Origin of the sequence: Marinobacter sp. RI1, from assembly GCF_041155085.1 — a bacterium.
GTDB lineage: Bacteria > Pseudomonadota > Gammaproteobacteria > Pseudomonadales > Oleiphilaceae > Marinobacter > Marinobacter nauticus.
The window spans coordinates 1,706,947-1,730,834 of record NZ_AP031605.1; the positions used below are offsets into that span (position 1 = coordinate 1,706,947).

The following is a 23,888-nucleotide window of genomic DNA, read 5'->3' on the forward strand; positions in this document are numbered from 1 at the left end:
CGTCATTGTCTTTGTAGGTTTTGAACCGCGGACCAACCCATTGCTCCGCGGCTAATCCAGGAACAGATCCGGCAGCAGTGGCTTGTCGCCTGCGGCATACCGGTAGTGTTCGAAGTCCTTCACGCCATCCTGACGAAGTACATCCTCATCAATCAGCGCTTGCCCGGTCAGTTCGTCCGCACTGCGGGACAGTATGCTGACCGCGGCATCGGCCATGATTTCCGGCTTTCGTCCCTGCGCCATCAATTGAGGTCCGCCCACTTCGTGTTCTATGGCGGCAGTGGCAATCAGAGTCTTTGGCCACAGGCAGTTCACGGCAATGCCAAAGCGTCGGAACTCCTCGGCCATGCCCATGCTGAGCATGGTCATTCCGTATTTTGTGGTGGTATAGGGCCCGTACTGGGAAAACCACCGGGTATTCAGGTTCAGCGGCGGCGACAGGCTGAGAATGTGGCCGCCGGATTCCTTCAGCCAGGGCAGGGCCGCCTGACTGCAGGTGAATACGGCCCGGGCGTTGACCTGATGCATCAGGTCGTATCGGCTCACTTTCAGGTTTTCGACACCGGTCAGGCGTATCGCCCCGGCGTTGTTCACCAGGGCATCGATACCGCCAAAATAACCGGCGGCTTCGTCGATTCGCTGGCGGACCTGTCGTTCATCCCGCACGTCCAGTACCAGCGGTAGCGCCTGGCCTCCGGCGTTGCGAATTTCCTCAGCGACCGTGTGGATGGTGCCGGGTAGTTTCGGATGCGGGGTATCGGTTTTCGCTGCAATGACCACGTTGGCGCCTTCCCGGGCGCAGGCCAGGGCAATAGCGCGGCCGATTCCCCGGCTACCGCCGGTTATAAACACTGTGCGCTGCTGTAGCCGGCTCATGATTCTGCCTCCTCAGTGGACTGCACGTCTGCCAGAAGTTGGCCACGCTTGACCTGGTCTCCTTTGCGGGCGAGCAACTGGCCAACGGTGCCCGTGCGATCCGCCTTAACCGGATGCTCCATTTTCATGGCTTCCAGAATCACCAGGGTCTGGCCCTGTCCCACCTGATCTCCCTCTGCCACCAGTACATCTATAATGGCACCGTCCATAGTGGCCTGGACCTTGCCGCTGCCGGTGCCCAAGGCACCTTGGGCGGGTTGGTGCGTAATATCCCGAACGCACCAGGAACGGCCGAACGCCTGCAAATATAGGGAATCTCCGCTCCGGTAGTATTGGCACCGCTGACGAACCCCGTTGTCGATAATGCACAGCAGGCCTGGTTCCTGGCTTTGCAGTTGCAATTCATAGTGTTCTTCGCCGTGGGCCACCAGCAGTTTGTGGCCACTGTGCCGAACCAGCAGTTCCACGGTTTCGTCCCGGGCCTCAAGCTTCATCGGCATGACGGTGGCGGGGGCGTTACTCCAGCCTTTCTGGGCGGATTGGCCGAGGCTCAATGCGCAGGCGCTCAGGGCCAGCTCGCGGATGGTGAGCGGCTGGGGCGCCAGTGACGGATCATTCTTGAAGGCCTGCTGCAGGAAGGCCGTGGTGGCTTCACCGGCACCAAAGGTGTCATCGGCGATGATGCGGCTGAGGAAATGGCGGTTGGTGGTCACACCAAAGACTGTGGTGTCTTCCAGCGCCCGGATCAGGCGGCGACGGGCTTCGTCCCGGTTCTGGCCCCAGGCGATGACTTTCGCCAGCATGGGATCGTAGTGGGGGCTGACCACGTCACCGGAGCGCACGCCGGTATCAAACCGCAGGCCTTCGCCTTCGGCCGGGGTGAACTGGTGCAGGGTACCGGTTTGCGGGGTGAAACCACTGGCCGGGTCTTCGGCGTAAAGTCGCACTTCGATGGCGTGGCCATTGAGTTGGATGTTATCCTGGGCCAGAGGCAGCGGGCGGCCTTCAGCGACCATCAACTGCCAGGCCACCAGATCCTGGCCGGTAATCAGTTCGGTGACCGGATGTTCTACCTGTAGGCGAGTGTTCATTTCCAGGAAGTAGAAATTGCGGTCTTTGTCGACCAGGAATTCCACGGTACCGGCGCCCTCGTAACCGCAGGCCAGGGCCGCTTTGACAGCAGCTTCGCCCATGGCCTTACGCAGTTCCGGGGTGACAAAAGGTGAGGGCGCTTCTTCAACCACTTTCTGGTGCCGGCGCTGTACGGAGCAGTCCCGCTCGCCCAGGTAAACGGCGTTGCCGTGGTGGTCTGCGAAAACCTGGATTTCCACGTGCCGGGGTTCGATGACCGCTTTTTCGATGATCAGTTCGTCGTCACCGAAGGCCTGTTTGGCTTCTGAGCGGGCCCTTTTAATGTTGTCGGCCAACTCGCTCTCGCTCTCGACCAGGCGCATGCCCCGGCCACCGCCACCTGCGGAGGCTTTGAGCATGAGGGGGTAGCCGATGTCCTGGGCTGCGGCGATGAGTTCATCATCACTAGCGTTGTTGCCTTCGTAGCCAGGGACTACGGGCACGCCGGCTTCCTGCATGGCGATTTTCGAGCGGCGTTTGCTGCCCATGAGTTCAATGGCGTTTTCGGGAGGGCCTACAAAGGTGAGGCCGGCCTGTTTGACGGCTTTGGCGAAGCCGGAGTTTTCAGAGAGGAAGCCGTAGCCCGGGTGGATGCAGTCGGCGCCTGTTTTCCTTGCGGCATCGAGGATGGCGTCGGCGTTGAGGTACGACGCGGCAACCTGTGCCGGGCCGATGCAGACGGCTTCGTCGGCTTGTTCAACGTGCAGGGCGTTGGCGTCGGCTTCGGAGTAGACGGCAACGGTTCGGTAGCCCAGCGCCTTGGCTGTACGGATGACCCTTACGGCGATTTCGCCTCGGTTAGCGATTAAAAGTTTTTTTAGCATACGCGTTACCTATCTGGTTACTTTGCCGCCTGGGTTGGGTGCTCGTCCGCACCACCACCAGGGTGGGCTTCCGGAAAACCGCTACAAGCACGTCCATGTGCGCTTCTCTCCGGCCATCCATGGCCTCCGACATTTTCCGGAAGCCCACCCTGCCAGTGGCGCTCCCCGAACCTTGTCGGAGTCTGCCCAACTACGGTCAATAGACATTATTTAGTTGTTATTGATTGGGGAGCTCTGCCCACTTGGGCTCACGCTTTTGCATGAACGCCATAGTGCCTTCCGTGCCCTCGGGCCCCCGGATGGCGGCCGCGAATTTTTCAGCGGCGTCATCGAGTAAACCGGCCATGGCTTCATGTCCCACCCGATGCAGCAGGGCCTTGGTTTCTGCCGTGGCATTGGGGGCGCACAGGCGTATCCGTTCCAGGGCCTGATTCAGCATGGCGCTCAGCTGTTCTTCGGATTCCGCAACCTGGTGAACGATGCCGAGTTTGCAGGCTTCCGTTGCGTCGATTCTCAAACCTAGCAGCGCCAATCGACGGGCCTGGGTCAGGCCGATGCGTTCGACAACGAACGGGGCGATCTGGGCCGGGATGACGCCGAGGGTGGTTTCCGGCATACCGAATTTGGCAGTCGGGCCGGCGATGGCCAGGTCGGAGACGCAGGCCAGGCCGAAGCCGCCGCCCATGACGGCGCCTTCGGTGATGGCGATGACGACTTTGGAGGATTCGTTGACTTGCTGGATCATCTGGCCGAAGGCGCGGTTGAGTTTGTAGAACGGGTCATCGCGGCCTTCGCCGGCTTTCTGGCTCCGGGCGCCGGCCATGTCTTTGATATCGCCGCCGGCGCAGAAATGTCCACCTGCGCCGCGGATGACGGCGGCGCGGATGCTGATGTCGTTTTCGATCTCGCTGAAGATGGTGGACAGTTCAGCGACCATCTGCAGACTCATAGCGTTGCGGACGTCCGGGCGGTTGATGGTGATGAACAGGGTAGGGCCCTGTTTTTCGAGAATCAGGGTTTCGCAATGTGGTAGCTGCTGTTCCATAAAAGGACTCCACGTAAAATGTTCGGGGCTATGAGGCGGGGATCCCTTTTCGGGACCGTTGAGGGCCATGGACGGCCCGAAACGAGCCCACATGGATGTGCTTGTAGGCGTGTCCCGAAAAGGGATCCCCGCCTCATGGCCCTCCACCAAGCCCTGCCTGCCCACAAGGCCTTGCACAGCGTCAGTCGCGTTTCTTTCCAGGCAAGGTGCCCATCAGCTTGCAGATGATGCCCAGCATGATTTCGTCGGCACCGCCGCCGATGGAGACCAACCGCACATCGCGGTAAGCCCGTGACAGGGGGTTGTCCCACATGTAACCGTTGCCACCCCAGAACTGCAGGCAAGCATCGGTCACTTCTCGACCCAGACGCCCGGCCTTCAGTTTCGCCATCGACGCCAGCTTGGTGACATCTTTGCCCTCAATGTGCAGCTCACAGGCCTGATAGGTCAGCGCGCGCAGCGCTTCGATTTCGGTCTGTAACTCCGCCAGGCGGAAATGAATGTACTGGTTGTCGATCAGCGGCTGGCCAAAGGTCTTGCGCTCGCGGCAGTATTCAATGGTCTGCGTGACACAGTTTTCCAGGGCCTTGATTACGTTGGCGGCCCCCCACATGCGCTCCTCCTGGAACTGCAGCATCTGCATCATAAAGCCGGTGCCTTCTGCGCCGATGCGGTTGCGTTGGGGAATTCGCACGTCGTCCAGAAACACCTGGGCGGTTTCTGACGAACGCATGCCCAGCTTGTTCAGGTGCGGGCTGAAAGTGATGCCCGGTGTGTTCATGGGCACGATCATCAGGGTTTTATTCTTGTGGGGTTTGTCGTCGCTGGTGTTGGCCAGCAGACACATGAAATCCGCTTTCGGGGAGTTGGTGATCCACATCTTGGAGCCGTTGATGACGTAGTCATCGCCGTCTTTCTTAGCCGTGGTTTTCAGGCCGGCCACATCGGAGCCTGCGCCCACTTCACTCACACCGATACAGCCCACCATATCGCCAGCAATAGCCGGGGCCAGGAAGTCCCGTTTCAGTTCATCGGAACCGAAGCGCGCAATCGCGGGAGTGCACATGTCAGTCTGTACGCCCACGGCCAGCGGAACACCGCCGCACTTGGCCATGCCCAGTTCTTCAGCAGCCACGAGGTTGTAGCTGTAATCCAGACCCATGCCGCCGTATTCCTCCGGCTTCTGAATGCCCAGCAGGCCCAGGTTGCCGAGTTTCTTGAACAGGTCGTGAATGGGAAACTCGCCGGCTTCCTCCCATTCATCGCAGTGCGGATTGATTTCCTTTTCGACGAAATCACGGACGGTCTTTCTGAGGGCTTCGTGTTCGGCTGTGAATTTCATTGTTGTTCTCCCGGTAAATCAGTGTGGAAATCAGAAACGGGCGACGCCGTAAACGTTGGGTCGCAGTGGTCGTTGTTCGGCTTCACGGCAAACGGAAAGCACCATGGCCAGGACACGGCGGGTATCCCGCGGATCGATCAGGCCGTCGTCCCAGAGTCTGGCAGTGCCGTAGAGGGCGGTGGAGCCGTCTTCCAGCTTTTTGGCGGTCGCCTGTTCCAGGAACGACAGGGTCTTTTCGTCCGGCTCGATACCGCTTTTGCGTTGTTTTTCTTCAGCCACGATGCGCATCACCTTACCGGCCTGGGCGGGGCCCATGACGGCGGTGCGGCTGTTGGGCCAGGCGAAGATGAATCTCGGGTCCAGGCCCCGGCCGCACATGGCGTAGTTGCCGGCGCCGTAGGAACCGCCCACCACCACGGCGAGTTTTGGTACCCGGCAGTTGGCCACGGCCTGAATCATCTTCGACCCGTGTTTGATGATGCCGTTCTGTTCGGAGTGGGTGCCGACCATGAATCCGGTGGTGTTATGCAGAAACAGAATAGGCGTGCCTGCCTGATCGCAAAGCTGGATAAACTGCGCAGCCTTGGTGGAGCCGGCAGGGGTGATCGGACCGTTGTTGCCGATAATACCTACACTGTGGCCGTGAATCCGGATGGTGCCGCACACCGTCTGGCTGTCGTAATCGTTCTTGAAATCCAGGAATCGAGAGCCGTCGGCGATGCGGGCGAGGATCTCGCGCACGTCGTAGGGTTTCTTGGCATCGGAAGGAATTGCGCCCAGCAGCTCTTCCGCCGGATACAGCGGCTCATCCCACTGTGGTTCCTGGCGTAGTGGCAGATTTTCGTTCCAGGGCAGGGCGCCCAGAATCTCCCGGGCCTGGCGGATGCCATCCGCATCGTCTTCCGCCAGGTATTCGGCGGTGCCGGCAACGGTGGCGTGCATTTCTGCTCCACCCAGTTCCTCATCGGTGGCGACCTCACCGGTCGCGGCTTTTAAAAGCGGCGGGCCGGCCAGGAACATCTTCGCCTGCTCGCGTACGGTAATTACGTAATCCGACAGGCCCGGTTGATAGGCCCCGCCGGCAGTGGCGTTGCCATGGACGACGGTTACCTGTGGAATACCGGCTGCAGACATCCGGGCCTGGTTCGCAAAGCCCCGGGCGCCCAGCACGAAGATATCGGTGGCATAGTTCAGGTTGGCGCCGCCGGATTCTGACAGCGATACCACCGGCAATTTGTTCTCCATGGCGATCTGCTGCAGTCGCAGGGTTTTGTCCAGACCGGCGGGAGTAATGGTTCCGCCCTTGATGGCACTGTTGCTTGCGACCACCAGGCAGCGTACTCCGGCTACTCTGCCGATGCCGGCAATAATCCCGCCTCCGGCCATGGAACCGTCTTTGTCATCATGCATCTTGTAACCGGCCAGGGAGCACAGCTCCAGAAACTCACTGCCACGATCCAGCAACCGATTGATGCGATCCCGCGGTAGCAGCTTGCCTCGCTTGGTAAACTTCTCCCGGGCCGATTCCGCCAGGTCCAGAACCTTTTGCTCCACATCCCGGAAAGTCGAGATATGCGCTTCCATGGCCTCGACATTGGCCCGGAACTCGTCGGACTGGGGGCTTATTGTTGTTTCCAGTACCTGCATGGGAAATCCTCAGTCGTCACTCAACACTTTCGGCGTTACCGCCCGATGGAAACCGTTATAGGGCTCGTTATTCTGCGCCTTCGGCATCGGCCACACACGCCCACCCTGGGACGCCGCGCCGTCAATCCGCAGACAATCACCACTGATAAACGCCGCGCCCGGGCTAAGCAGGAAACAGATCGCCGAACTCACCTCTGATTCTGTACCCATCCGCTTGATCGGCACCGCATCCGCCAGGCTGCGAATCCACGACTTCATATGGGTCGGGTAGTTGTCCATCCCGCTGGACGCAATCCACCCCGGCGCCACCGCATTCACCCGAACCCCGGACGGCGCCCATTCGACCGCGGCCGTCTGGGTAAAATTCACCATCCCGGCCCGTGCGGCCCCTGAGTGGCCCATGCCAGGCATACCACCCCACATATCCGCCACAATGTTCACAATCGAACCGCCGGTTTTACTCAAGGCCTGGGTATAGGCCTCCCGGGAAATCAGAAAACCGCCGGTCAGGTTCGTGCGCACCACGGTTTCCCACCCCTTCTGGTTAATGCCTGTTAACGGAGACGCAAACTGCCCGCCGGCATTGTTCACCACCCCGTTCAGACCGCCGTGGGTCTCAATAATGGCCTTCACCGTGGTCTTGACCGACTCCTCCTCGCGAATATCGCAGGCATGGGCGCTGGCAATACCGCCGTCTTCCTCAATTTCGGCCTTAACCGCGTCTACCTTCTCCTGCTTACGACCCACCAGCGCAACCCGGGCACCGAGCGCCGCCAGTTCGTGAGCCGTGCAGCGGCCAATCCCCGAACCGCCACCGGTGACAATAAAAACCTGGCCTTCAAACAAGCCCGGGCGAAGAACAGACTGATAACTCATACAAAATTCCCTATTCCAATCCAAAGAATCCACGAAAAACGTTCGGGCGCTCCGCCGGGGTACAGCCTTCCGGGACCGTGCGCAGCAGGGAAGCTGCGCTCAAGCCTACACGGACGTATTTACGGCGTGTCCCGGAAGGCTGTACCCCGGTGGGCGCTTGCACCCAAGCTCAGGGAAGTAATGCCCTGTCGGGGCTCTTGCCCCAGAACCGGGGTTAATACATTCATTGAGGAACCAGATTCGAAGGCACAGGCACTGGAAACTCCAGCAACTGCTGAGCAAACGCCTTACCCTGCGGATCAATTCTAAGCGACGCCACACCGCCGCCACCTAGACTGTGCTCCAGCAAGAAATTGAACGCATGCAACCCAGGCATAGACCAGCGAGTCACCTTGCCGGACTCAGGATTCAGCGTATGAGCCATCCACTCGGCCACCGCCTGTTCCGTTAACGCAGCCTCAATATAAGGAACATACTCTCGATCCCGCGCGATCACCCCGATATTGCTGTGATCGCCCTTATCCCCGGACCGCGCCCAAGCCAGCTTGAGCAGCGGCACTGTGGTATCCGTTGCCACCTCCATCCGGGACTCCGGCTCAGCCGCGAGATCGCCCGGATTGAAACCACCTTCGGTCGCTACCTCCACCTCAGACTTCTCACCAGCCAGATCCACCGAAACCGCTACCTCCGATTTCGGTACCAGACAGGAATACAAACGAATCTTCGGCCACACGGTTGGCCGACCGCCGACAATACCGGTGATGCCAGGCGCCATACCGGTAGCGGCCTGGGCAATTTCCCTGGAAAACAGCACCAGGGCTTCTTTCTTCGGATGGGCGGTGGCAATCTTCACCACCACTTCCCGGCATTGGTCGCCCTTGCCATGGGGGCCATAGGTAGTCTCGGTGCCCAGCAATTCGATACTGGTTTCGGAATAATCCGGCAGGCCGCGCTCGGCAAACATCGCTGACGTCCTGGCCAGAATAGCCTGCGCCACTCGTTGTGCTTTGGCGCGGGCATCAAGGCCGGCCAGCAGGAACGTCACTGTGCACTTGAATCCATCTGGCCAGGTGCCTGACACCTTGTAGCTGTCTGTCGGCGGCAGTCCCCTGGCACCGGACACCCGGACCTGGTCCTTGTCGATTTCCTCCAGTGTCACCTGAGTGAAATCGCAGGTTACATCTGGCAGCAGGTAAGCCCGTGGGTCGCCAATCTCATACACCAGCTGCTCGCCCACAGTGCCCCTGCTGACCATGCCGCCGGTGCCCTCGGGCTTGGTCATCACAAAATCGCCAGAGGCGCTGACCTCGGCGATGGGAAAGCCCATATTGGCGTAGCCATCAGCCACCTGTTCCCAGTCGGTGAAATTACCGCCGGTAGACTGGGCGCCGCATTCCAGCAAATGCCCGGCCAGGCTGCCCTGGGCCAGTTTGTCGTAGTCGTTCCAGCGCCAGCCGAATTCATGCACCAGCGGCGCCAGCACCAGCGCACTGTCTGCGACACGGCCGGTGATAATGATGTCGGCACCCTGTTCCAGGGCCGCCACCAGGCCGGGCGCACCCAGATAGGCGTTCAGGCTCACCATCATGGCGGGGAAGGGCTGACCGGTGGTCATTTCAGTAATGCCGGCATCGCCCAGCTTTTTCTTTTTCATCAACAGATCATCGCCGAGCACCAGCGCAATCTTCAGATCGACGCCGGCCTTTTCACACAGGGCCTGCAGAGCATCGCGGCAAGCCACCGGGTTTACTCCACCGGCATTGGCCAGAACCCGGATGCCTTTATCCTTTATCTCGCCGAGCAGAGGCGCCATCACCGTCTGCACAAAATCCCGGGCGTAGCCCTGAGTCGGGTCTTTCATCTTCTGGCCGGCCATGATCGACATGGTGATCTCGGCCAGGTAATCGGCGACCAGGTAATCAATATTGCCCTGGCGTACCAGTTGGGCAGCGGCGGTTTCGGTATCGCCCCAGAAAGCGGCGGAGCAACCGATACGGATGGTTTTGTTGGCGTCTGACATGTTCTTGGCCTTGTTCTGATACCCGCACTGGCGAGAGGTTATCCAACGATCGAAACGACAATACCAAGCAAGCGCTTGGTTTGTAAACAGGCAAATCTCGGGTAGAATAAAAAGTCCCAGCAAGACAACCGGATGGCCTTTGTGAACCAGAACCCAATCCTGCAATCCCTCATTGCCGAGCAACTTGTGTCTGATCCCTCCAGCGCCCGCGGGCGCCTGTTAAACGAAGCAGCAAGACTGTTCAGGGATAAAGGCTACGAGCGCACGACGGTGCGGGATCTGGCGGCGGCTGTGGGTATTCAGTCAGGGAGCTTGTTCCACCATTTCCGCACCAAGGAGGAAATTCTCAAGGCGGTGATGGTCGAGACCATTCGGCTGAATACCGCCTTGATGCAGGCCGCTGCCGACCAGGCGGATTCAGCGAGAGAAAAACTGCGGGCGCTGATCAGGGCAGAACTGGAGTCGATTAACGGCCAGACCGGAGAGGCCATGGCGGTGTTGGTGTATGAGTGGCGCAGTCTTTCGGAAAGCTCCCAGGCTGAAGTGCTGGAGTTGCGGGATATCTATGAAAACCTGTGGTTGTCTACGCTTCAACAGCTGTCGAAGGAACACCAGCTTGGAGCGGACCCTTTCATTACCCGAAGAATGTTGACCGGCGCCCTGAGCTGGACGGTCACCTGGTATCGCCCGGAACGGGGTGGTCTGACCCTCGATGGACTGACCGATCAGGTGATGGCGATGCTGGGTCTTGACCAATGTTAATGTGCACAAGTCACAAAGTGGCACGCTTGTTCCGAAACGGAAGATAAAAATAACTTATTGTTCTGAATCAATTAATGCTGTTTATTTCTTTTTCAATCTAGGCCATTGGCCTGATCGGCATAATGATTTCGGCAGTCAAGCCATTTCTGTCTGACAATAATCCTCGCATCCTTTGTATGGTTCGAGCGGCGGTCGAGGTCTATCCGGCGGTTGTTCAGGGATTGACGAGAATCAATTGTGATAAAAATACTCGCGAACCCATACATACAAAAACAATGTCAGACAGGTCGAATTATGATCTCTTCAATGGTCTCTCAAGCGCGCCATTCAATGAGTCGTGCACGCCATTTGATGTTGGCAAGTGCGATACTCTTGCTGGCCGGATGTTCAACGAATCCTATCTACACCACCACGGGCATCGTGCTGTCCAATTATGCAGAATCGGAGGCCACACCGTATGTACTGAAAATGTCTGACACGGGCATGGCATGTGCGCTCGGAGAGGGCACTGATTCTTTGGTGTACTCTTTCTCGCGGGTGACAGAGGCGCCCGATTCAACCGGCTCTCTGCTTATGCTGTTGGCTGGGAATTGCATGGAATACCGAGCCTGGGAAGCTGAATTGGCTTATCTTCGTGCAGAATATCGAGGTGATGTGCCCGCTGCCAAGGACGCTCGGGAACTCGCCAAACGACTCTACGCGCGCACCGCAGAACGTCGTCATGAAGCCTTCAAGCGAGCTATGGCTGCATACGATTTCGACCCTTCCGCGGAACCCCTAGAGTGTCCGTTTCTGTATAACGATCAGGATGAGCTGACCTTCCTGTTAGGTTTGCTGACTGGCATGCAGGCCATTGTAAACGACTCCAACTCTGGTGCTCTCGCCGGTGTGCCCCGCAATATTGCTCCGCAGGCCGAGCGTGCGGCCCAATGCGTGGATAATGAAAAGTGGGGCGGTTTGCCAAATGCGATCCGGGCGCTGGTGTGGCTGCTGTTGCCGGACACTCGCCCGGAGCTTTCACCGGATCCGTGGCAGGTACTGGAGAACAGTGCTGAGCTCAGTGTTGACTCTGGTATTCGTGCTTCTTTTGCTGTTCAGGTGGTTGCTGCCGAAACCTTCGGCCGGTCCCAAGTGCTGGAACAGGCTATCGCCGGTTTCGTTCAGGCGGAAGAGAGCTTTGAGGTGTGGAGCGATTACCAGCTGGTCGACGAGGTGGCTCTGAAGATCATTCAGTTCTCCTCAGATAGGCACTGGAGCGCCAATTACGGCCACCGCACACCACGGAGCTTCTTCGGCAAGTTGAGCCCGGAGCGCAATACCGAGAACGTTGAAACCATGGATCTGGAAGGCCTGCTCTGAGGCGGGCTTTTCAGTTATCTCTGCCCTACAGATAAAAAACACAAGAATGACCCGGAGGTCGTCATGATCCGCAAATCCCTCGGAGCCTTGTCTCTTGCCATTGCCGCCCCGCTGGCCTCTGCCCAGTCGGTTTCCATGTGTGTGTTTGACGTTATCGGCGCCAACGGTGATGTATACAACATGGTTAAGGACTACGCCTTGGAAATGAAAGCCCATGGCGTGGATTTCCAGCTCAAGCCCTACACCGATGAAGGTGTGGCTATTGGAGACTTTAACGCTGGCCAGTGCGACGCTGTTGCCGCAACTGATCTCCGTACTCGCCCGTTCAACCGTTTCACTGGAAGCATAAGTGCCGTTGGTGCGCTGCCTAGTTATGGCGATCTGAAAACGCTACTTGCTACCCTGGCGCAACCGAAGGCCGCGTCTCTTATGAAGGATGGTGACTATGAGGTGCTGGGTATCGTGCCGGTGGGCGCCGGCTATCTGTTCGTGAACGACCGCAGTATCGATACCGCGGGAGAGCTGGCTGGGAAGCGCATTGCCACACTGGATTACCAGAAAGACGCTATCCACATGGTGAACTATGTAAAGGCGACGGTGGTTCCCTCTGATATCACCAACTTTGCTGGCAAGTTCAACAATGGGTCGGTTGATACCGCCTATGCGCCTGCATTCGCCTACCAGGCCCTGGAACTGTACAAGGGGATTGGCAACAAGGGCGGCATTGTCGACTACCCGCTGGCTCAACTCACCATTCAGATCATTGCCCGTGACAGCGTGATCGAAGATGACACGGCGCAGAAGGCCCGGGAAGTCGCCTGGGGTATGTACCCGCAGGCAATGAATCTGATTGAGAGCCAGGAGAGCGGGATTCCGGAAGAGCAGTGGATACGGATTCCGGAAAAGGACATCGTTGGCTACCAAGAGATGTTCCGCCAGAACCGTCTGGAAATGCGCGATGGTGTTGGCGGAGCCCCCAGCGTTTACCACCCGAAAATGTTGAGCTTGCTCAGCAAGATCCGGTGCGCCAGCAACCCCGGCGCCTCCGAGTGTACAGCGGAAAACCGGGAATAAACGGAGAGTCTGACCATGAACTGGCGAGCAATAACTGAAACGGGCGTAAGAACGCTGTATCCCATGCACAGGTTGCATGGAGTGATTCTGTTGCTGTTGCTTTTTGCGACCCTGCTGTTGGGGATGGGCAATTCGTTGCATTCCCGGTTGCTGTGGGTTGGCGAGCAGGTGTGGCCAAACTATTACCTGCTTAATCCGGATGCGACCGAGCCCACCTGTAACCTGTTCATGGACATCGATAAAGAAGTGGAGCGCCGGGTACAAGCCTATAAGCCAGACCCCGACGACCTGTTCAGTTCGCCGCCGGATCCCCAGGCCATCCGACAATCCCTACAGAGTAACCTGGCGCTGTGTGAGCAACGTCACCTGCAGTTTGCCGAAAACCAAAAGCACGCTACCTGGGCGCTTGGTGTCTACAAGGCTGTGGAGCAGGGGCTGGCCGACTTCCTGCTCGATAACATTGATCTGACCAAGTTTCTGTTTATCGGCATGTTTGCCCTGGCGGCAGCCATCGCGGCCCTGGATGCCGACCATATAGCCTTGCGGCTGCCCCGTAACCGGGCGGAGTGGCGTTTGAGTCAGGGCCTGCAATTCACTGTAAATGGTTTGATGGTGCTCTCGCTGAATGCCTACATGGCCCGGTTGACGCAGTCGCCGGGGTCTGAGGCAACCATTGTCATGCAGTACGCCTGGGCGGGTGTGTTCGGGCTGTTCATGATCATCAACGCCGTCCGTTTCGTCTATGTGCCGGAGCGTATGCGGGCGGGCAGCCTGGCGCTGTCGTCCGGACTCGTGGTGCCTCTGTATTGCATCATGGGCCTGATAGCCATGAGCTATTTCTTCTTTGTAGATGGCTACTCCTCCGGGCTGGCGATCTATTTCGGTATGATGTCGAACCTGTCGTCCATGTTCATCAACATCGGTCTGTACGTGCTGGTGGGCATGATGCTCAAACAGACTCGCGTTCCGGAGCTGCTGCTGAATCTGGTGAAGCCTTTCAACCTGCCCGCACCCTTGCTGGCTTCGGTGATTATCTTTGCCACTGCCTTCCCGACTGCCTTTACCGGGGCCTCAGGTATTTTCATTCTGGCCGTGGGCGGAGTTGTCTATGATGAGCTGCGGCGGGCCGGGGCAGGGCGTCAGTTGTCACTGGCCACCACTGCCATGTCTGGCAGCCTTGGGGTAGTGCTCAACCCCTGCCTGCTGATCGTGGTGGTTGCCGCACTCAACAAGGAAGTGACCACCACGGAAATGTACGGGTGGGGTTTCTGGGTGTTCATCATGTCTGCCAGCCTGTTCTCCTTTGTGGTCTGCAAGACCGAAGGTAACTGGAAGCCAAGGCCGGCTCCGGGCGCATTCCGCGCAGCTGTCATGGAGCTGCGTCCGTTGCTGCCCTACGCATTGACGGCAGCGGTAGTGATTCTGGCCATCTGGGCGATCCTGGGGCTTAAGTTCAACGAGTACAGTGCGCCCCTGATCTTGCCGTTGGTTATGCTGGCGCTGGTTGCCCTAGACGCCGGCCGGAATAGCCGTGATGAAGGCCAGAGCCGCACCAGTGCGTTTTTCTCCCGAAGCACGGCGGCAGCGAGCGACTCCGCCGTACACATTGGCGCACTGCTGGCACTGATTGGTTTCTCGATCTGCCTGGGCGGTATTCTTGAGCGTTCTGATATTGTTCATGCACTGTTCCCGGAGGACCTGACCAGCCCCTGGATTGCCATGCTGGTGATCGTGGTCATGCTGACGGTGATCGGGATGGTTATGGATCCGTTCGGTGCCGTTATACTGGTTTCCGCCACCATCGCCCAGCCGGCCCTGCAGATTGGCATTGATCCACTGCATTTCTGGATTGTCTGTCTGGTGGCATTCGAGCTGGGTTATCTCAGCCCGCCGGTTGCCCTGAATCACCTGCTGACCCGGCAGGTGGTGGGTGAAACCGAAGTGCTGGCGGCAGAACGTACCGGCACCTTCTGGCACCGGTATGAGCGCCTGTTGCTGCCCCTGGTTGTGATGATTCCCACGCTTTTGCTGGTGGCCTTTGTGCCCATGCTTTTCTACGCTTTGTAAGGCTGGAAGAAGCGAAGTAGTATGAACGAACCCGCGATGGCAAGGCCCGCGGGTTTTTTCATGGTGCCCGTGGAGGTCTGGCACAGGTCGATCAGGGATGTCTGGCCGTATACTCGGTAAACAGTTTCAACAAAAGATAAAGAGAGAAGCCGTGAGATTGTCGATTCTTGCTTTTGTTCTGGTGCCAGGGATGGCATTGCTCACCGGTTGTGGCGGTGGATCCGGCGGTTCTGATGCCGACGAGCCGATCACACCTCCCAGTCCGCTTTCCGGGGTGATCAGCATAGAGGCCAACAGCCGGGTTGATCAGGATACGATGGACCAGTTGGGGCTTGAAGGGGCTATTCCAGCGCCGGGGTCCCAGAGACTCCCCGATAATTTCGTGCTGGCCGGCTATGTCAGCGGTAGTAGTGGAACCTATCCCCCCAATCAATCTGATTGCCAGCCGTTGTTCTATTCCGCCGATTCTAATGATACTTTCACCGTCCCATTGGCGCCGGGCGAAACGCTTGTTTTGCAGAGTTTTGGTAGCTGCGTGGGGGATCCAGCGCTGGAGCTGGAGCTTGACTCACAATTTGTGGGGACAGCGTCAATTGGTAGCTCTGTCGTTCTTACCAGCTTTACTGAGACACGTGATTACACCGTCAGGATAACCAATCAGAATTCTGAGCCAGCTAGATACATCCTCGCCAAGACTGTCAGCATGACGTCGGATGGCCTGTCCTTTGAATGGCCTGATCACGAATTTGCCGAAGACCGGGCGCTGATCACGATGTCGGGTGATCAGGGCCGGCAGATGGCGCTGACGTCCAGCCAGGGCATTACCCCCAGACACCTGGGCGGCGAGAGTTGGTTGTTAACCCGGGCTGCGCCGGCATCTGTGAATACCAATGCCAACCAACGTAAGCATGAAACCCTGAACTGGATTCGGGATCTCCGGACGCAGTCGGGCTTTGCGCAGGTGCAGCCGGATTATCTGTTCAGCAGGCAGGCAGGCACCCCCATCAGCGAACCTTTCTATCCCCGGCAGTGGCACTATGGTTTGATCAACGGGCCGGCGGCATGGCAGCTGGTTCCGGATGGTGGCGCGGGGGTGAATGTCGCGGTACTGGATACGGGTATTCTTCGGCTGAATTCTGGCCAATGGCACCCGGACCTGGATGACAACATCGTTGCCGGGCGGGACTTCGTGGATAATGACAGTAATCCCGTAGATCCCGGTAATAGCATTGGCGGCGACGTATTCCATGGCACCCATGTGGCCGGCACCATCGGTGCTGTTGTAGATGGGAACGGTATCGGCGGCATCGCCTATGGCGCTGGCATTATCCCGGTGCGTGTGCTGGGTGAGGGGGGTACCGGCTCAGCCTCGGATTTGATTGCTGCAATTAACTGGGTGGTTAATGAGGGGGTGGCGGATGTCGTCAATATGAGCCTGGGGGGATTGCCGCAGATTCCCCAGCTGGAGTCTGCTCTACAAAAAGGCGTTGAGAAGGATGTACTTTTCGTTGCCGCTGCAGGCAATTCATCAACCTCAGTAAAATCTTATCCAGCGGCTTCGCCCTACGTATTGGCTGTCAGTGCTGTGGATGGCGCCGGCAATCTGGCGGGCTACTCGAATTTTGGCAGCTGGATCGATCTCGCTGCGCCGGGGGGTGATGCCAGTCGCGATGGCAATCTGGATGGTAGCTCGGATGTGGTCTGGAGCACCAGCGGTGAAGTAACGGCAACTGGTCCGCGGGCGGGCTATCTTGGTCTTCAGGGGACCTCTATGGCGTCGCCCCATGTGGCAGGCGTTGTGGCTCTGATGAAGGAGGTCAGCCCGGGCATTAACCACGCCCAGGTAATCCAGGCCCTCAGAAATGGCGAGCTTACTGATTATAGCGGCAGCCGAAGTGATGCTCTGGGTTACGGAGTGATTGACGCTGCCAAAGCGGTCTCTGCCGCCTCTAGCACTTTTGACCAGACGGTACTCTCTGCTTCCCCGGCGGTGGTGTCATTGAGCAGTGAGGGCCAGGACCAGCAGAGGATTGATCTCAATGTTTTTGGTGATGATGAGGTTTCCGGTATCTCGGTTAGTTCTCTCCCGGACTGGCTTTCGGTGGTTGCGGATAATCTGGATTCGAGACCCTATTCACTGACCCTGGCATTACTCAGAGACCGGCTTGTAGCTGGTGAGGCGGCAAAGGGCACTATTGAAATTTCCTATTCGGTGAACGGCTCAGCGGAGACTCTGTCCATTCCCGCGATTGGCCAACTGATCAGCGACCAGGAGGCGAGAAATGCCGGTCGGCACTTTGTGTTGCTGGTGAATACCGAACCTGATGCACGCGGGTTTTATCTGGCGGAATCCCAGGTGGTAGTGGATGCTGAATCCGGCCAATATCCCTTCCGTTTCGAGTTTGATGATGGCGAGGAGCCGCGGCGTTTGAGTGAGGTTCGTCCGGGTGACTACTATCTGGTGGCAGGAACAGACCATGATGGAGATGGCCTGATCTGCCAGCCTGGAGAAGCTTGTGCAGAATATCCGGTTGCGGGTCTGCGTGAGATTGTTTCCATTACGGATGAGTCAAGCCTCTCTGATATCCGCATGACCACCAGTTTCTCGCGTCCAACAATATCTGAGTCCACCCCCGATATCCTCCCGAGGCCCGGCTTCAAAGGCTACAAGTTGCTGGAGACCGGCACGGCACCCTCAACCAGCGACGGAGCAAAAGCAGTTCAATGAAAATGACTCTGGTTCGATCATTCATCACCTCCGCTACGATGCTGCTTCTGGCGGCGTGCAGCGCCACGGGCGGTCCCGGCGAGGGTGAGGGTGTCATGGTGCGGCAGATTACCCAGTCCGCTTATTGCGGCCTGACGGGGCCGGGGGTGGCGTTTTTGCGTTCGGAGGCCGATCGCGAAGCACTCCTGGATGTGAGTGGCCAGAATATGGCCACGGATGTGGTGCGCAAGGTTGATCTAAGCCGGGAGGCACTGGTGATGGTCACGCTCGGCCAGAAACCAACCGCCGGTTACAGCGTCGGGCTCCAGTCCGCGCTGGCGCAAGGCGAGAGTCTGGTGCTCGACATGCGGGTGAATGAACCGGCGCCGGACATGATGGTGGCCCAGGTGATCACCTCGCCCTGTTCGGTACTTGCGGTTGAGCCTCGGGGCTGGCAGCAGATTCGTGTGCAGGGCCTGGCTGAGCAGCCACTGGTTCGGACGTTTGAAAACTGAAACCACTTGGCGCCGCCACAAAACAACCGTTGATCTTTCAGCCTGAATCCCTAAGCTATGGCGCAACGATCATTTGCGGAGCCGTGCCATTCCTATGAGCGAGCAACAGTACAACGCCGATGCCATTGAAGTCCTGAGCGGTCTTGATCCAGTGCGCAAGCGCCCGGGGATGTATACCGACACGTCGCGGCCCAACCACCTGGCTCAGGAAGTCATTGATAACAGCGTTGACGAGGCCCTCGCCGGCCACGCCCGGCGGATTGATGTGGTGCTGCACAGCGACAATTCCCTGAGTGTGGAGGACGACGGCCGGGGCATGCCGGTCGATCTGCACAAGGAAGAAGGACTTCCCGGGGTGGAGCTTATCCTTTCCCGGTTGCACGCCGGTGGTAAATTCTCCCAGGGCAACTACAACTTCTCCGGTGGTCTGCACGGTGTGGGTGTTTCCGTGGTCAATGCCCTGTCCACGCATCTGGAAGTGACCATCAAGCGGGATGGCCAGGTGCATCGGATGACGTTCGCCAACGGTGACAAAGCCTCCGAGCTGGAAGTGGTTGATACCGTAGGCAAGCGCAACACCGGTACCCGCCTGAAGTTCACGCCCGACCCCAAATATTTTGACAGTCCCAATTTTTCGGTCAGCCGCTTGCGCCACAACCTTCGTGCCAAGGCGGTTCTTTGCCCGGGACTGACGGTGACCTTTCTGCAGGAGAAGACCGGCGAGAAAGACGAGTGGTTCTACGAGGACGGTCTTCGGGATTACCTGAGAACGGCTCTAGCCGATATTGAAGCGGTGCCGCTTGAACCCTTCACCGGCAGTTTCTCCGGCAACAAGGAAGCCGTGGACTGGGCTATCCAGTGGCTGCCAGAGGGTGGTGATGCGGTACTGGAGAGTTATGTCAACCTTATTCCCACTGCCCAGGGTGGTACCCACGTCAATGGTTTGCGCACCGGCCTGCTGGAAGCCATGCGGGAGTTTTGTGAATTCAGAAACCTGCTGCCCCGGGGGGTAAAGTTGTCGCCCGAGGACATCTGGGAACGGGTAGCCTATGTACTGTCGTTCAAGATGCAGGAGCCCCAGTTTTCCGGCCAGACCAAGGAGAGGCTGTCTTCAAGGGAAGCCGCTGCCTTCGTCTCCGGGGTGGTGAAAGATGCTTTCAGTCTGTGGCTGAACCAGCACACCGACATTGCCGAAGCCCTGGCGGAACTGTTTATCAGTAATGCCCAGCGCCGGTTGAGGGCGAGCAAAAAAGTGGCCAGAAAGAAGGTGACCTCTGGCCCGGCGTTGCCCGGCAAGCTGGCGGACTGTTCCGGCGGTGATACCGCGAGATCGGAGTTGTTCCTGGTGGAAGGTGATTCCGCCGGAGGTTCCGCCAAGCAGGCCAGGGATCGGGAATTCCAGGCAGTCATGCCGTTGCGGGGTAAAATTCTGAACACCTGGGAAGTGGACTCGGGTGAAATTCTGGCGTCCCAGGAAGTACACGATATTGCAGTTGCTATTGGTGTGGATCCTGGCTCTGACGACCTTGCCGGCCTGCGCTATAACAAGATCTGCATCCTGGCCGATGCGGATTCGGACGGCCTGCACATCGCCACGCTGCTGTGCGCTTTGTTTGTGAAACACTTCCGGCCGCTGGTGGCGGCCGGGCACGTGTTCGTGGCAATGCCCCCGCTGTACCGCGTGGATCTCGGCAAGGAAACCTTCTATGCCCTCGACGAACACGAGAAACAGGGCATCATCGACCGCCTGGCCGCGGAAAATCGCAAAGGCAAGATTCAGGTAACGCGCTTCAAGGGACTGGGCGAGATGAACCCGTTACAGTTGAGAGAAACCACCATGGCACCGGACACCCGCCGCCTGGTTATGCTCACTCTGGAAGAAGGGGATGACACCGACGAGCGGATGGACATGCTGCTGGGCAAGAAGCGTGCTTCCGATCGCCGGGCCTGGCTGGAAGCTTACGGAAACATGGCCGACGTGGCGGTTTGATATTCCATAATCAGCTATAAAAATCGATAGTTATTCTTTCTCAGAATTGCTTTGCCTCGCTATCCTGCCAGTTTTCAAACCGGAAAAGACCGAGTTATGGACTGGCAAGGATGGTTTTCCCTGGGGTTGGCGCTTACCGCCCTGCTATTGATGAGTTCAGGCCGCTTTGCACCGCATCTGGTGATGATGGCGGTGCTTGTGGTGCTCAGTGCCAGTGGCATCATCTCCGCCGATCAGGCGCTGGCCGGATTCAGTAACAGCGGCTTGATCACCGTGGTGGCTATGTTTGTGGTGGCCGCAGGCATTCATCATTCCGGCGGCGTCGATCTGCTGGTTAACCATCTGCTTCGCAATCCCAAATCGGTCCGTTCCGCGCAGGCTCGCATAGCTCTGCCGGTTTCCCTGCTGAGTGGCTTCCTCAACAATACACCGGTGGTTGCCACCATGATTCCCGCCGTCCATGCCTGGTCCCGGAAGATCGGTATTTCACCCTCCAAGTTGATGATTCCGCTGAGTTACTCAGCGATTCTGGGCGGCACACTGACACTGATTGGCACCAGCACCAATCTGGTTGTTAATGGTCAGTATCAGCAACTGACCGGTGAGGCCGGGTTCTCGATCTTTTCCATTACGGCGGTTGGTTTACCGGTGGCCATTATCGGTCTGGCGGTCATGCTTCTGGTCATGCCGCGGGTGCTGCCAGACCGTAAGGATCAGCAGAAGTTTGGCTCCATGAGGGAGTTCACGCTGGAAGTGGCGGTGTCCTTTGAAGGTCCGCTGGTGGGCCGGACCGTGGGTGAAGCCGGCCTACGGGAACTGGAGCGATTGTATCTGGTGGAAATCGAGCGGGATGGCAGTGTGGTCACTGCCGTCCCCTCGGAAGAACGGCTGCGTGGCGGTGATCGGCTGGTGTTTGCGGGCGATACCCAGGCGATCTCAGACCTGTTGCGCATCAATGGCATCGTGCCGTCGGTGCACGACGATGAGCCCAGTCTCAGTCAGGATCGTGCCGAGCGGCGGTTGGTGGAAGCCGCTTTGTCTCCGCAATCGGATGTGCTGGGCCTGACCATCCGGGACGCAAGGTTCCGGGACCGTTACGGCGCCGTGGTGCTGGCGGTGGCCCGGGGCGGCGAGCGTGTGTCAGGCAACCTCGGCAACATTCGCCTGAAACCCGGCGATGTCCTGCTGCTGGAGGCGCGTCCGGCCTTCGTCAGCCGTCAGCGCTACAACAAGGATTTTCTGCTCATCAACGACCTGGAAACGGAAACGCCCCGACATGACCGGGCCTGGCTTTCCTGGGGTATCCTGCTTGTGTTGGTGAGCCTGGCGGCCTGCGGGGTGATGAGTATGCTCAACGCCGCCTTACTGGGAGCCGCTCTGATGATCCTGTCCGGCTGCTGCTCGGTGGGGCAGGCTCAGAAATCGGTGGATGTGCCGGTCATCCTCACCATCGCAGCGTCCTTTGCGCTGGGAGCGGCATTGGAGGAAACCGGAGCAGCGGCGTTTATGGCCGAGGGTATTTTGGCTTTCAGTGCAGGCCAGGTGCTGCTAACACTGTTTCTCGTATACTGCGCTGTGTCGTTTCTGACCGAGGTCATCACGAACAATGCCGCAGCTGTACTGGTGATTCCGGTTGTGCTGTCGATGACCGGGAGCATGGGGGTGCCTGCAGAACCCTTTGTTATTGCAGTGATGATGGCAGCCTCCGCCAGCTTCGCCACGCCATTGGGGTATCAGACCAATATGATGGTGTTTGGTCCTGGTGGCTACCGGTTTTCCGATTTCGTGAAAGTGGGGTTGCCCATGAATGTGCTGGTGGGGTTGGTAACGGTCGCGGTGATTGCGGTGGTTTACGGGTTGTGATCCGCGTTGGCAAGAATATCGCAGCAGAGTACCCGGAGTTTGCCGTCCTGACGGAAGGCCAGTGACAGGGTCACGCACATGTAGGCGCCAGTGACGCACAGATAGGGAGTGGTCACATGAATGTTCTCTGGCTGGGCCAGCGCCTGGCGGAGATACTGCTGGCGAAACCAGTCTGCACTGCTGGTGTTTTCCAGTGGTCGGAATCTTGGGTCCTGCTTTTTAACGGCGGACTCGGAAACCAGAGTGTCTTCCAGCTGAACGCCCTGATCGTCCACCAGATAGCAGCGGGAAACCGTGTGGTGGCTGAGCAGCTCAAAGCAGGCCTGATCCATGGACAGACCCTTCTGCAGGCGTTCGATCACCCGCCGGAAAGGCCCGCTGAAATGGTTGACGACCAGTTGGGTCGGGTCGTGGCTAATCTGCTTGCTGCTTTTGTACTCTTCGAGCAAATCCTCGAAATTCATTGTGCTTTGGGGCAGTTCGTCCAGTTCCAGGCAGGGTCGGCGAAAGTAGAAGCCCTGTACAAAGTCGACACCGGCATCAATGGCAATCATGGCCTGATCCCGGGTTTCCACTCCTTCCAGCAACACCAGGCAGCCAGATTGATGCAGCAGGGATACCATGCCGTTCAGTATCTGCCTGGCGCGGCGATCTTCGGTTGCCCGGGTCAGCAGGGTACGGTCCAGCTTGACGATGTCCGGTGACAGATTCCAGATGCGCTCGAAATTGGAGTGCCCGGCACCAAAATCGTCAATGGCGGTCAGACACCCCAGTTTGCGGTAGTAGGCAACGGTATCCCGTAGCCGTTCAGCATCGTCGGTTGGCTGTTCAACGATTTCCATTACGATTCGATGTGGCGGCAGCCCGGTTTTCTCAAGCAATTGTCCAAAAAAGGAATCGGATTGAGAGCCGGAGGTGACCACCCTCGGGGAGACGTTCAGGAACAGCCAGTTGACCTGATCCTTGATCTCGCTGTAGTTGCGAATGTGCAGGTACCGGCAGAGTCTGTCCAGCAACAGATTTTCGGCTTCGGATGCGGGCAGCTCGAACAGGTGCAAAGGCAGAACAGCTGAATTGTCGTTATCGAAGGCCCGGATCAGGGCTTCATAACCGACGGTACGTTTGTGGGAAATGCTGTAAATCGGCTGAAGGGCGGTGCGCAGTTTGAGCCCGCGAAAATCCGCTGTCCACACCTGACCCTGCTGATTAAGCATGGGGGAAAGCAGGTCTACTTCCGGCGCGGGTAGCGAATCGGGAAGATTGTGGGACATAGGCAGGTCTGTACCCTTCAACGAATACATTGGCGCAGTACTGAAGTACACGCCAATCTGTTAGCCACTGTGCCTGTGTCCCTGGCACGGACGCCTGAAATTCAGGCGTTACCTCATCAATTCGTCGAAGGTTGCCAAAAAACAAGAACCATTACCACTACTTAATGCATAAAAGACGAAACAGTTTGTATCTTTCAGGCATTAAAACGGTGGTAAAGAAAACCCGGCAGTAGCCGGGTCTGTATCAAATCAGTTGTTGCTGGGTACTACCACAGACTCGTCAAATTCAAGTTCCATGTCGTTTCCTCTCGGTCACTGAGGCCCCGGACGGGGCGGATTAGAAGTATGGTTAAAGTTTATCGCTGTCATAATTTTCAACAATCCGTAAAACCGCATACGACCAAAGTGGTTGCTGTCAAGTGTTTGCGGATCGTGGATGCTATGGTCAGAAAATCTGATGCAGGCCAGCAAAACATTTTGATTTTGGTCAGCTCTCTGTCCTTCTAGACTATGCTGATC

General features: G+C 58.0%; 16 protein-coding genes. 8 read left to right on the forward strand and 8 right to left on the reverse strand.

Going from position 1 to position 23,888, the window contains the following annotated elements; all coding sequences use genetic code 11:
• Positions 1–51: 51 nt before the first annotated feature.
• From ACAM27_RS07720 to ACAM27_RS07750, 7 genes are all read right to left on the reverse strand, one after another.
• On the reverse strand, positions 52–876 hold the full coding sequence (locus tag ACAM27_RS07720; protein ID WP_222534442.1) for an NAD(P)-dependent oxidoreductase: 825 nt from the start codon (positions 874–876) through the stop codon (positions 52–54).
• Positions 873–2,831, reverse strand: coding sequence for an acetyl-CoA carboxylase biotin carboxylase subunit (locus ACAM27_RS07725; RefSeq protein WP_369612800.1), 1,959 nt, complete (start codon positions 2,829–2,831; stop codon positions 873–875). Before ACAM27_RS07725 ends, ACAM27_RS07720 begins: the two co-directional genes overlap by 4 nt.
• 217 nt (positions 2,832–3,048) lie before the next feature.
• Positions 3,049–3,876, reverse strand: a complete 828-nt coding sequence (locus ACAM27_RS07730) for an enoyl-CoA hydratase/isomerase family protein (RefSeq protein WP_222534440.1) — start codon at positions 3,874–3,876, stop codon at positions 3,049–3,051.
• A 181-nt stretch (positions 3,877–4,057) separates the two neighbouring features.
• Positions 4,058–5,218 (reverse strand): acyl-CoA dehydrogenase family protein, encoded by a 1,161-nt coding sequence (locus ACAM27_RS07735; RefSeq protein ID WP_011786249.1) that lies wholly within the window; start codon positions 5,216–5,218, stop codon positions 4,058–4,060.
• 30 nt (positions 5,219–5,248) lie between these two features.
• Positions 5,249–6,865: an acyl-CoA carboxylase subunit beta gene (locus tag ACAM27_RS07740; protein ID WP_121207155.1), complete on the reverse strand. Its 1,617-nt coding sequence runs from the start codon at positions 6,863–6,865 to the stop codon at positions 5,249–5,251.
• A 9-nt stretch (positions 6,866–6,874) separates the two neighbouring features.
• Positions 6,875–7,741, reverse strand: a complete 867-nt coding sequence (locus ACAM27_RS07745; RefSeq protein WP_121207154.1) for an SDR family oxidoreductase — start codon at positions 7,739–7,741, stop codon at positions 6,875–6,877.
• A gap of 223 nt (positions 7,742–7,964) precedes the next feature.
• Positions 7,965–9,761 (reverse strand): acyclic terpene utilization AtuA family protein, encoded by a 1,797-nt coding sequence (locus ACAM27_RS07750; protein WP_222196928.1) that lies wholly within the window; start codon positions 9,759–9,761, stop codon positions 7,965–7,967.
• Positions 9,762–9,893: 132 nt separating this feature from the next.
• Between ACAM27_RS07750 and ACAM27_RS07755 the strand changes: the two genes are divergently transcribed.
• From ACAM27_RS07755 to ACAM27_RS07790, 8 genes are all read left to right on the forward strand, one after another.
• The gene (locus ACAM27_RS07755) at positions 9,894–10,523 is read left to right on the forward strand and encodes a TetR/AcrR family transcriptional regulator (protein WP_222196930.1); all 630 of its coding nucleotides are present in this window, start codon (positions 9,894–9,896) and stop codon (positions 10,521–10,523) included.
• A 594-nt stretch (positions 10,524–11,117) separates the two neighbouring features.
• Entirely contained in the window at positions 11,118–11,882 is a 765-nt protein-coding gene (locus tag ACAM27_RS07760) for a hypothetical protein (protein ID WP_226538146.1), read from the forward strand.
• Positions 11,883–11,945: 63 nt separating this feature from the next.
• A complete protein-coding gene (locus tag ACAM27_RS07765; protein WP_153741040.1) occupies positions 11,946–12,956 on the forward strand; it encodes a putative solute-binding protein in 1,011 nt (336 codons plus the stop codon).
• 15 nt (positions 12,957–12,971) lie between these two features.
• Positions 12,972–15,023, forward strand: coding sequence for a TRAP transporter large permease subunit (locus ACAM27_RS07770; protein ID WP_153741041.1), 2,052 nt, complete (start codon positions 12,972–12,974; stop codon positions 15,021–15,023).
• A 151-nt stretch (positions 15,024–15,174) separates the two neighbouring features.
• Positions 15,175–17,751, forward strand: coding sequence for a S8 family serine peptidase (locus ACAM27_RS07775; protein WP_222196932.1), 2,577 nt, complete (start codon positions 15,175–15,177; stop codon positions 17,749–17,751).
• Complete coding sequence (locus ACAM27_RS07780) at positions 17,748–18,245, forward strand: protease complex subunit PrcB family protein (protein ID WP_369612801.1); 498 nt, start codon at positions 17,748–17,750, stop codon at positions 18,243–18,245. The genes ACAM27_RS07775 and ACAM27_RS07780 overlap by 4 nt, the downstream gene beginning before the upstream one ends.
• Before the next feature lie 94 nt (positions 18,246–18,339).
• The gene (gene parE / locus ACAM27_RS07785; protein ID WP_011786239.1) at positions 18,340–20,235 is read left to right on the forward strand and encodes a DNA topoisomerase IV subunit B; all 1,896 of its coding nucleotides are present in this window, start codon (positions 18,340–18,342) and stop codon (positions 20,233–20,235) included.
• 96 nt (positions 20,236–20,331) lie between these two features.
• Complete coding sequence (locus ACAM27_RS07790) at positions 20,332–22,098, forward strand: SLC13 family permease (protein WP_011786238.1); 1,767 nt, start codon at positions 20,332–20,334, stop codon at positions 22,096–22,098.
• Here the strand turns inward: ACAM27_RS07790 and ACAM27_RS07795 are convergent.
• A complete protein-coding gene (locus tag ACAM27_RS07795) occupies positions 22,086–23,369 on the reverse strand; it encodes an EAL domain-containing protein (protein WP_011786237.1) in 1,284 nt (427 codons plus the stop codon). The genes ACAM27_RS07790 and ACAM27_RS07795 overlap by 13 nt on opposite strands.
• Between the last annotated feature and the right edge of the window lie 519 nt (positions 23,370–23,888).

Excerpts from the sequence above, each read along its gene's own strand:
- ACAM27_RS07765 (WP_153741040.1), top strand. The coding sequence starts at position 11,946 with ATGATCCGCAAATCCCTCGGAGCCTTGTCTCTTGCCATTGCCGCCCCG.
- ACAM27_RS07770 (WP_153741041.1), top strand. The coding sequence starts at position 12,972 with ATGAACTGGCGAGCAATAACTGAAACGGGCGTAAGAACGCTGTATCCC.
- ACAM27_RS07780 (WP_369612801.1), top strand. The coding sequence starts at position 17,748 with ATGAAAATGACTCTGGTTCGATCATTCATCACCTCCGCTACGATGCTG.
- ACAM27_RS07725 (WP_369612800.1), bottom strand. The coding sequence starts at position 2,831 with ATGCTAAAAAAACTTTTAATCGCTAACCGAGGCGAAATCGCCGTAAGG.
- ACAM27_RS07755 (WP_222196930.1), top strand. The coding sequence starts at position 9,894 with ATGGCCTTTGTGAACCAGAACCCAATCCTGCAATCCCTCATTGCCGAG.
- ACAM27_RS07790 (WP_011786238.1), top strand. The coding sequence starts at position 20,332 with ATGGACTGGCAAGGATGGTTTTCCCTGGGGTTGGCGCTTACCGCCCTG.
- ACAM27_RS07750 (WP_222196928.1), bottom strand. The coding sequence starts at position 9,761 with ATGTCAGACGCCAACAAAACCATCCGTATCGGTTGCTCCGCCGCTTTC.
- ACAM27_RS07760 (WP_226538146.1), top strand. The coding sequence starts at position 11,118 with ATGGAATACCGAGCCTGGGAAGCTGAATTGGCTTATCTTCGTGCAGAA.
- parE (WP_011786239.1), top strand. The coding sequence starts at position 18,340 with ATGAGCGAGCAACAGTACAACGCCGATGCCATTGAAGTCCTGAGCGGT.
- ACAM27_RS07720 (WP_222534442.1), bottom strand. The coding sequence starts at position 876 with ATGAGCCGGCTACAGCAGCGCACAGTGTTTATAACCGGCGGTAGCCGG.
- ACAM27_RS07745 (WP_121207154.1), bottom strand. The coding sequence starts at position 7,741 with ATGAGTTATCAGTCTGTTCTTCGCCCGGGCTTGTTTGAAGGCCAGGTT.
- ACAM27_RS07735 (WP_011786249.1), bottom strand. The coding sequence starts at position 5,218 with ATGAAATTCACAGCCGAACACGAAGCCCTCAGAAAGACCGTCCGTGAT.
- ACAM27_RS07740 (WP_121207155.1), bottom strand. The coding sequence starts at position 6,865 with ATGCAGGTACTGGAAACAACAATAAGCCCCCAGTCCGACGAGTTCCGG.
- ACAM27_RS07730 (WP_222534440.1), bottom strand. The coding sequence starts at position 3,876 with ATGGAACAGCAGCTACCACATTGCGAAACCCTGATTCTCGAAAAACAG.
- ACAM27_RS07795 (WP_011786237.1), bottom strand. The coding sequence starts at position 23,369 with ATGTCCCACAATCTTCCCGATTCGCTACCCGCGCCGGAAGTAGACCTG.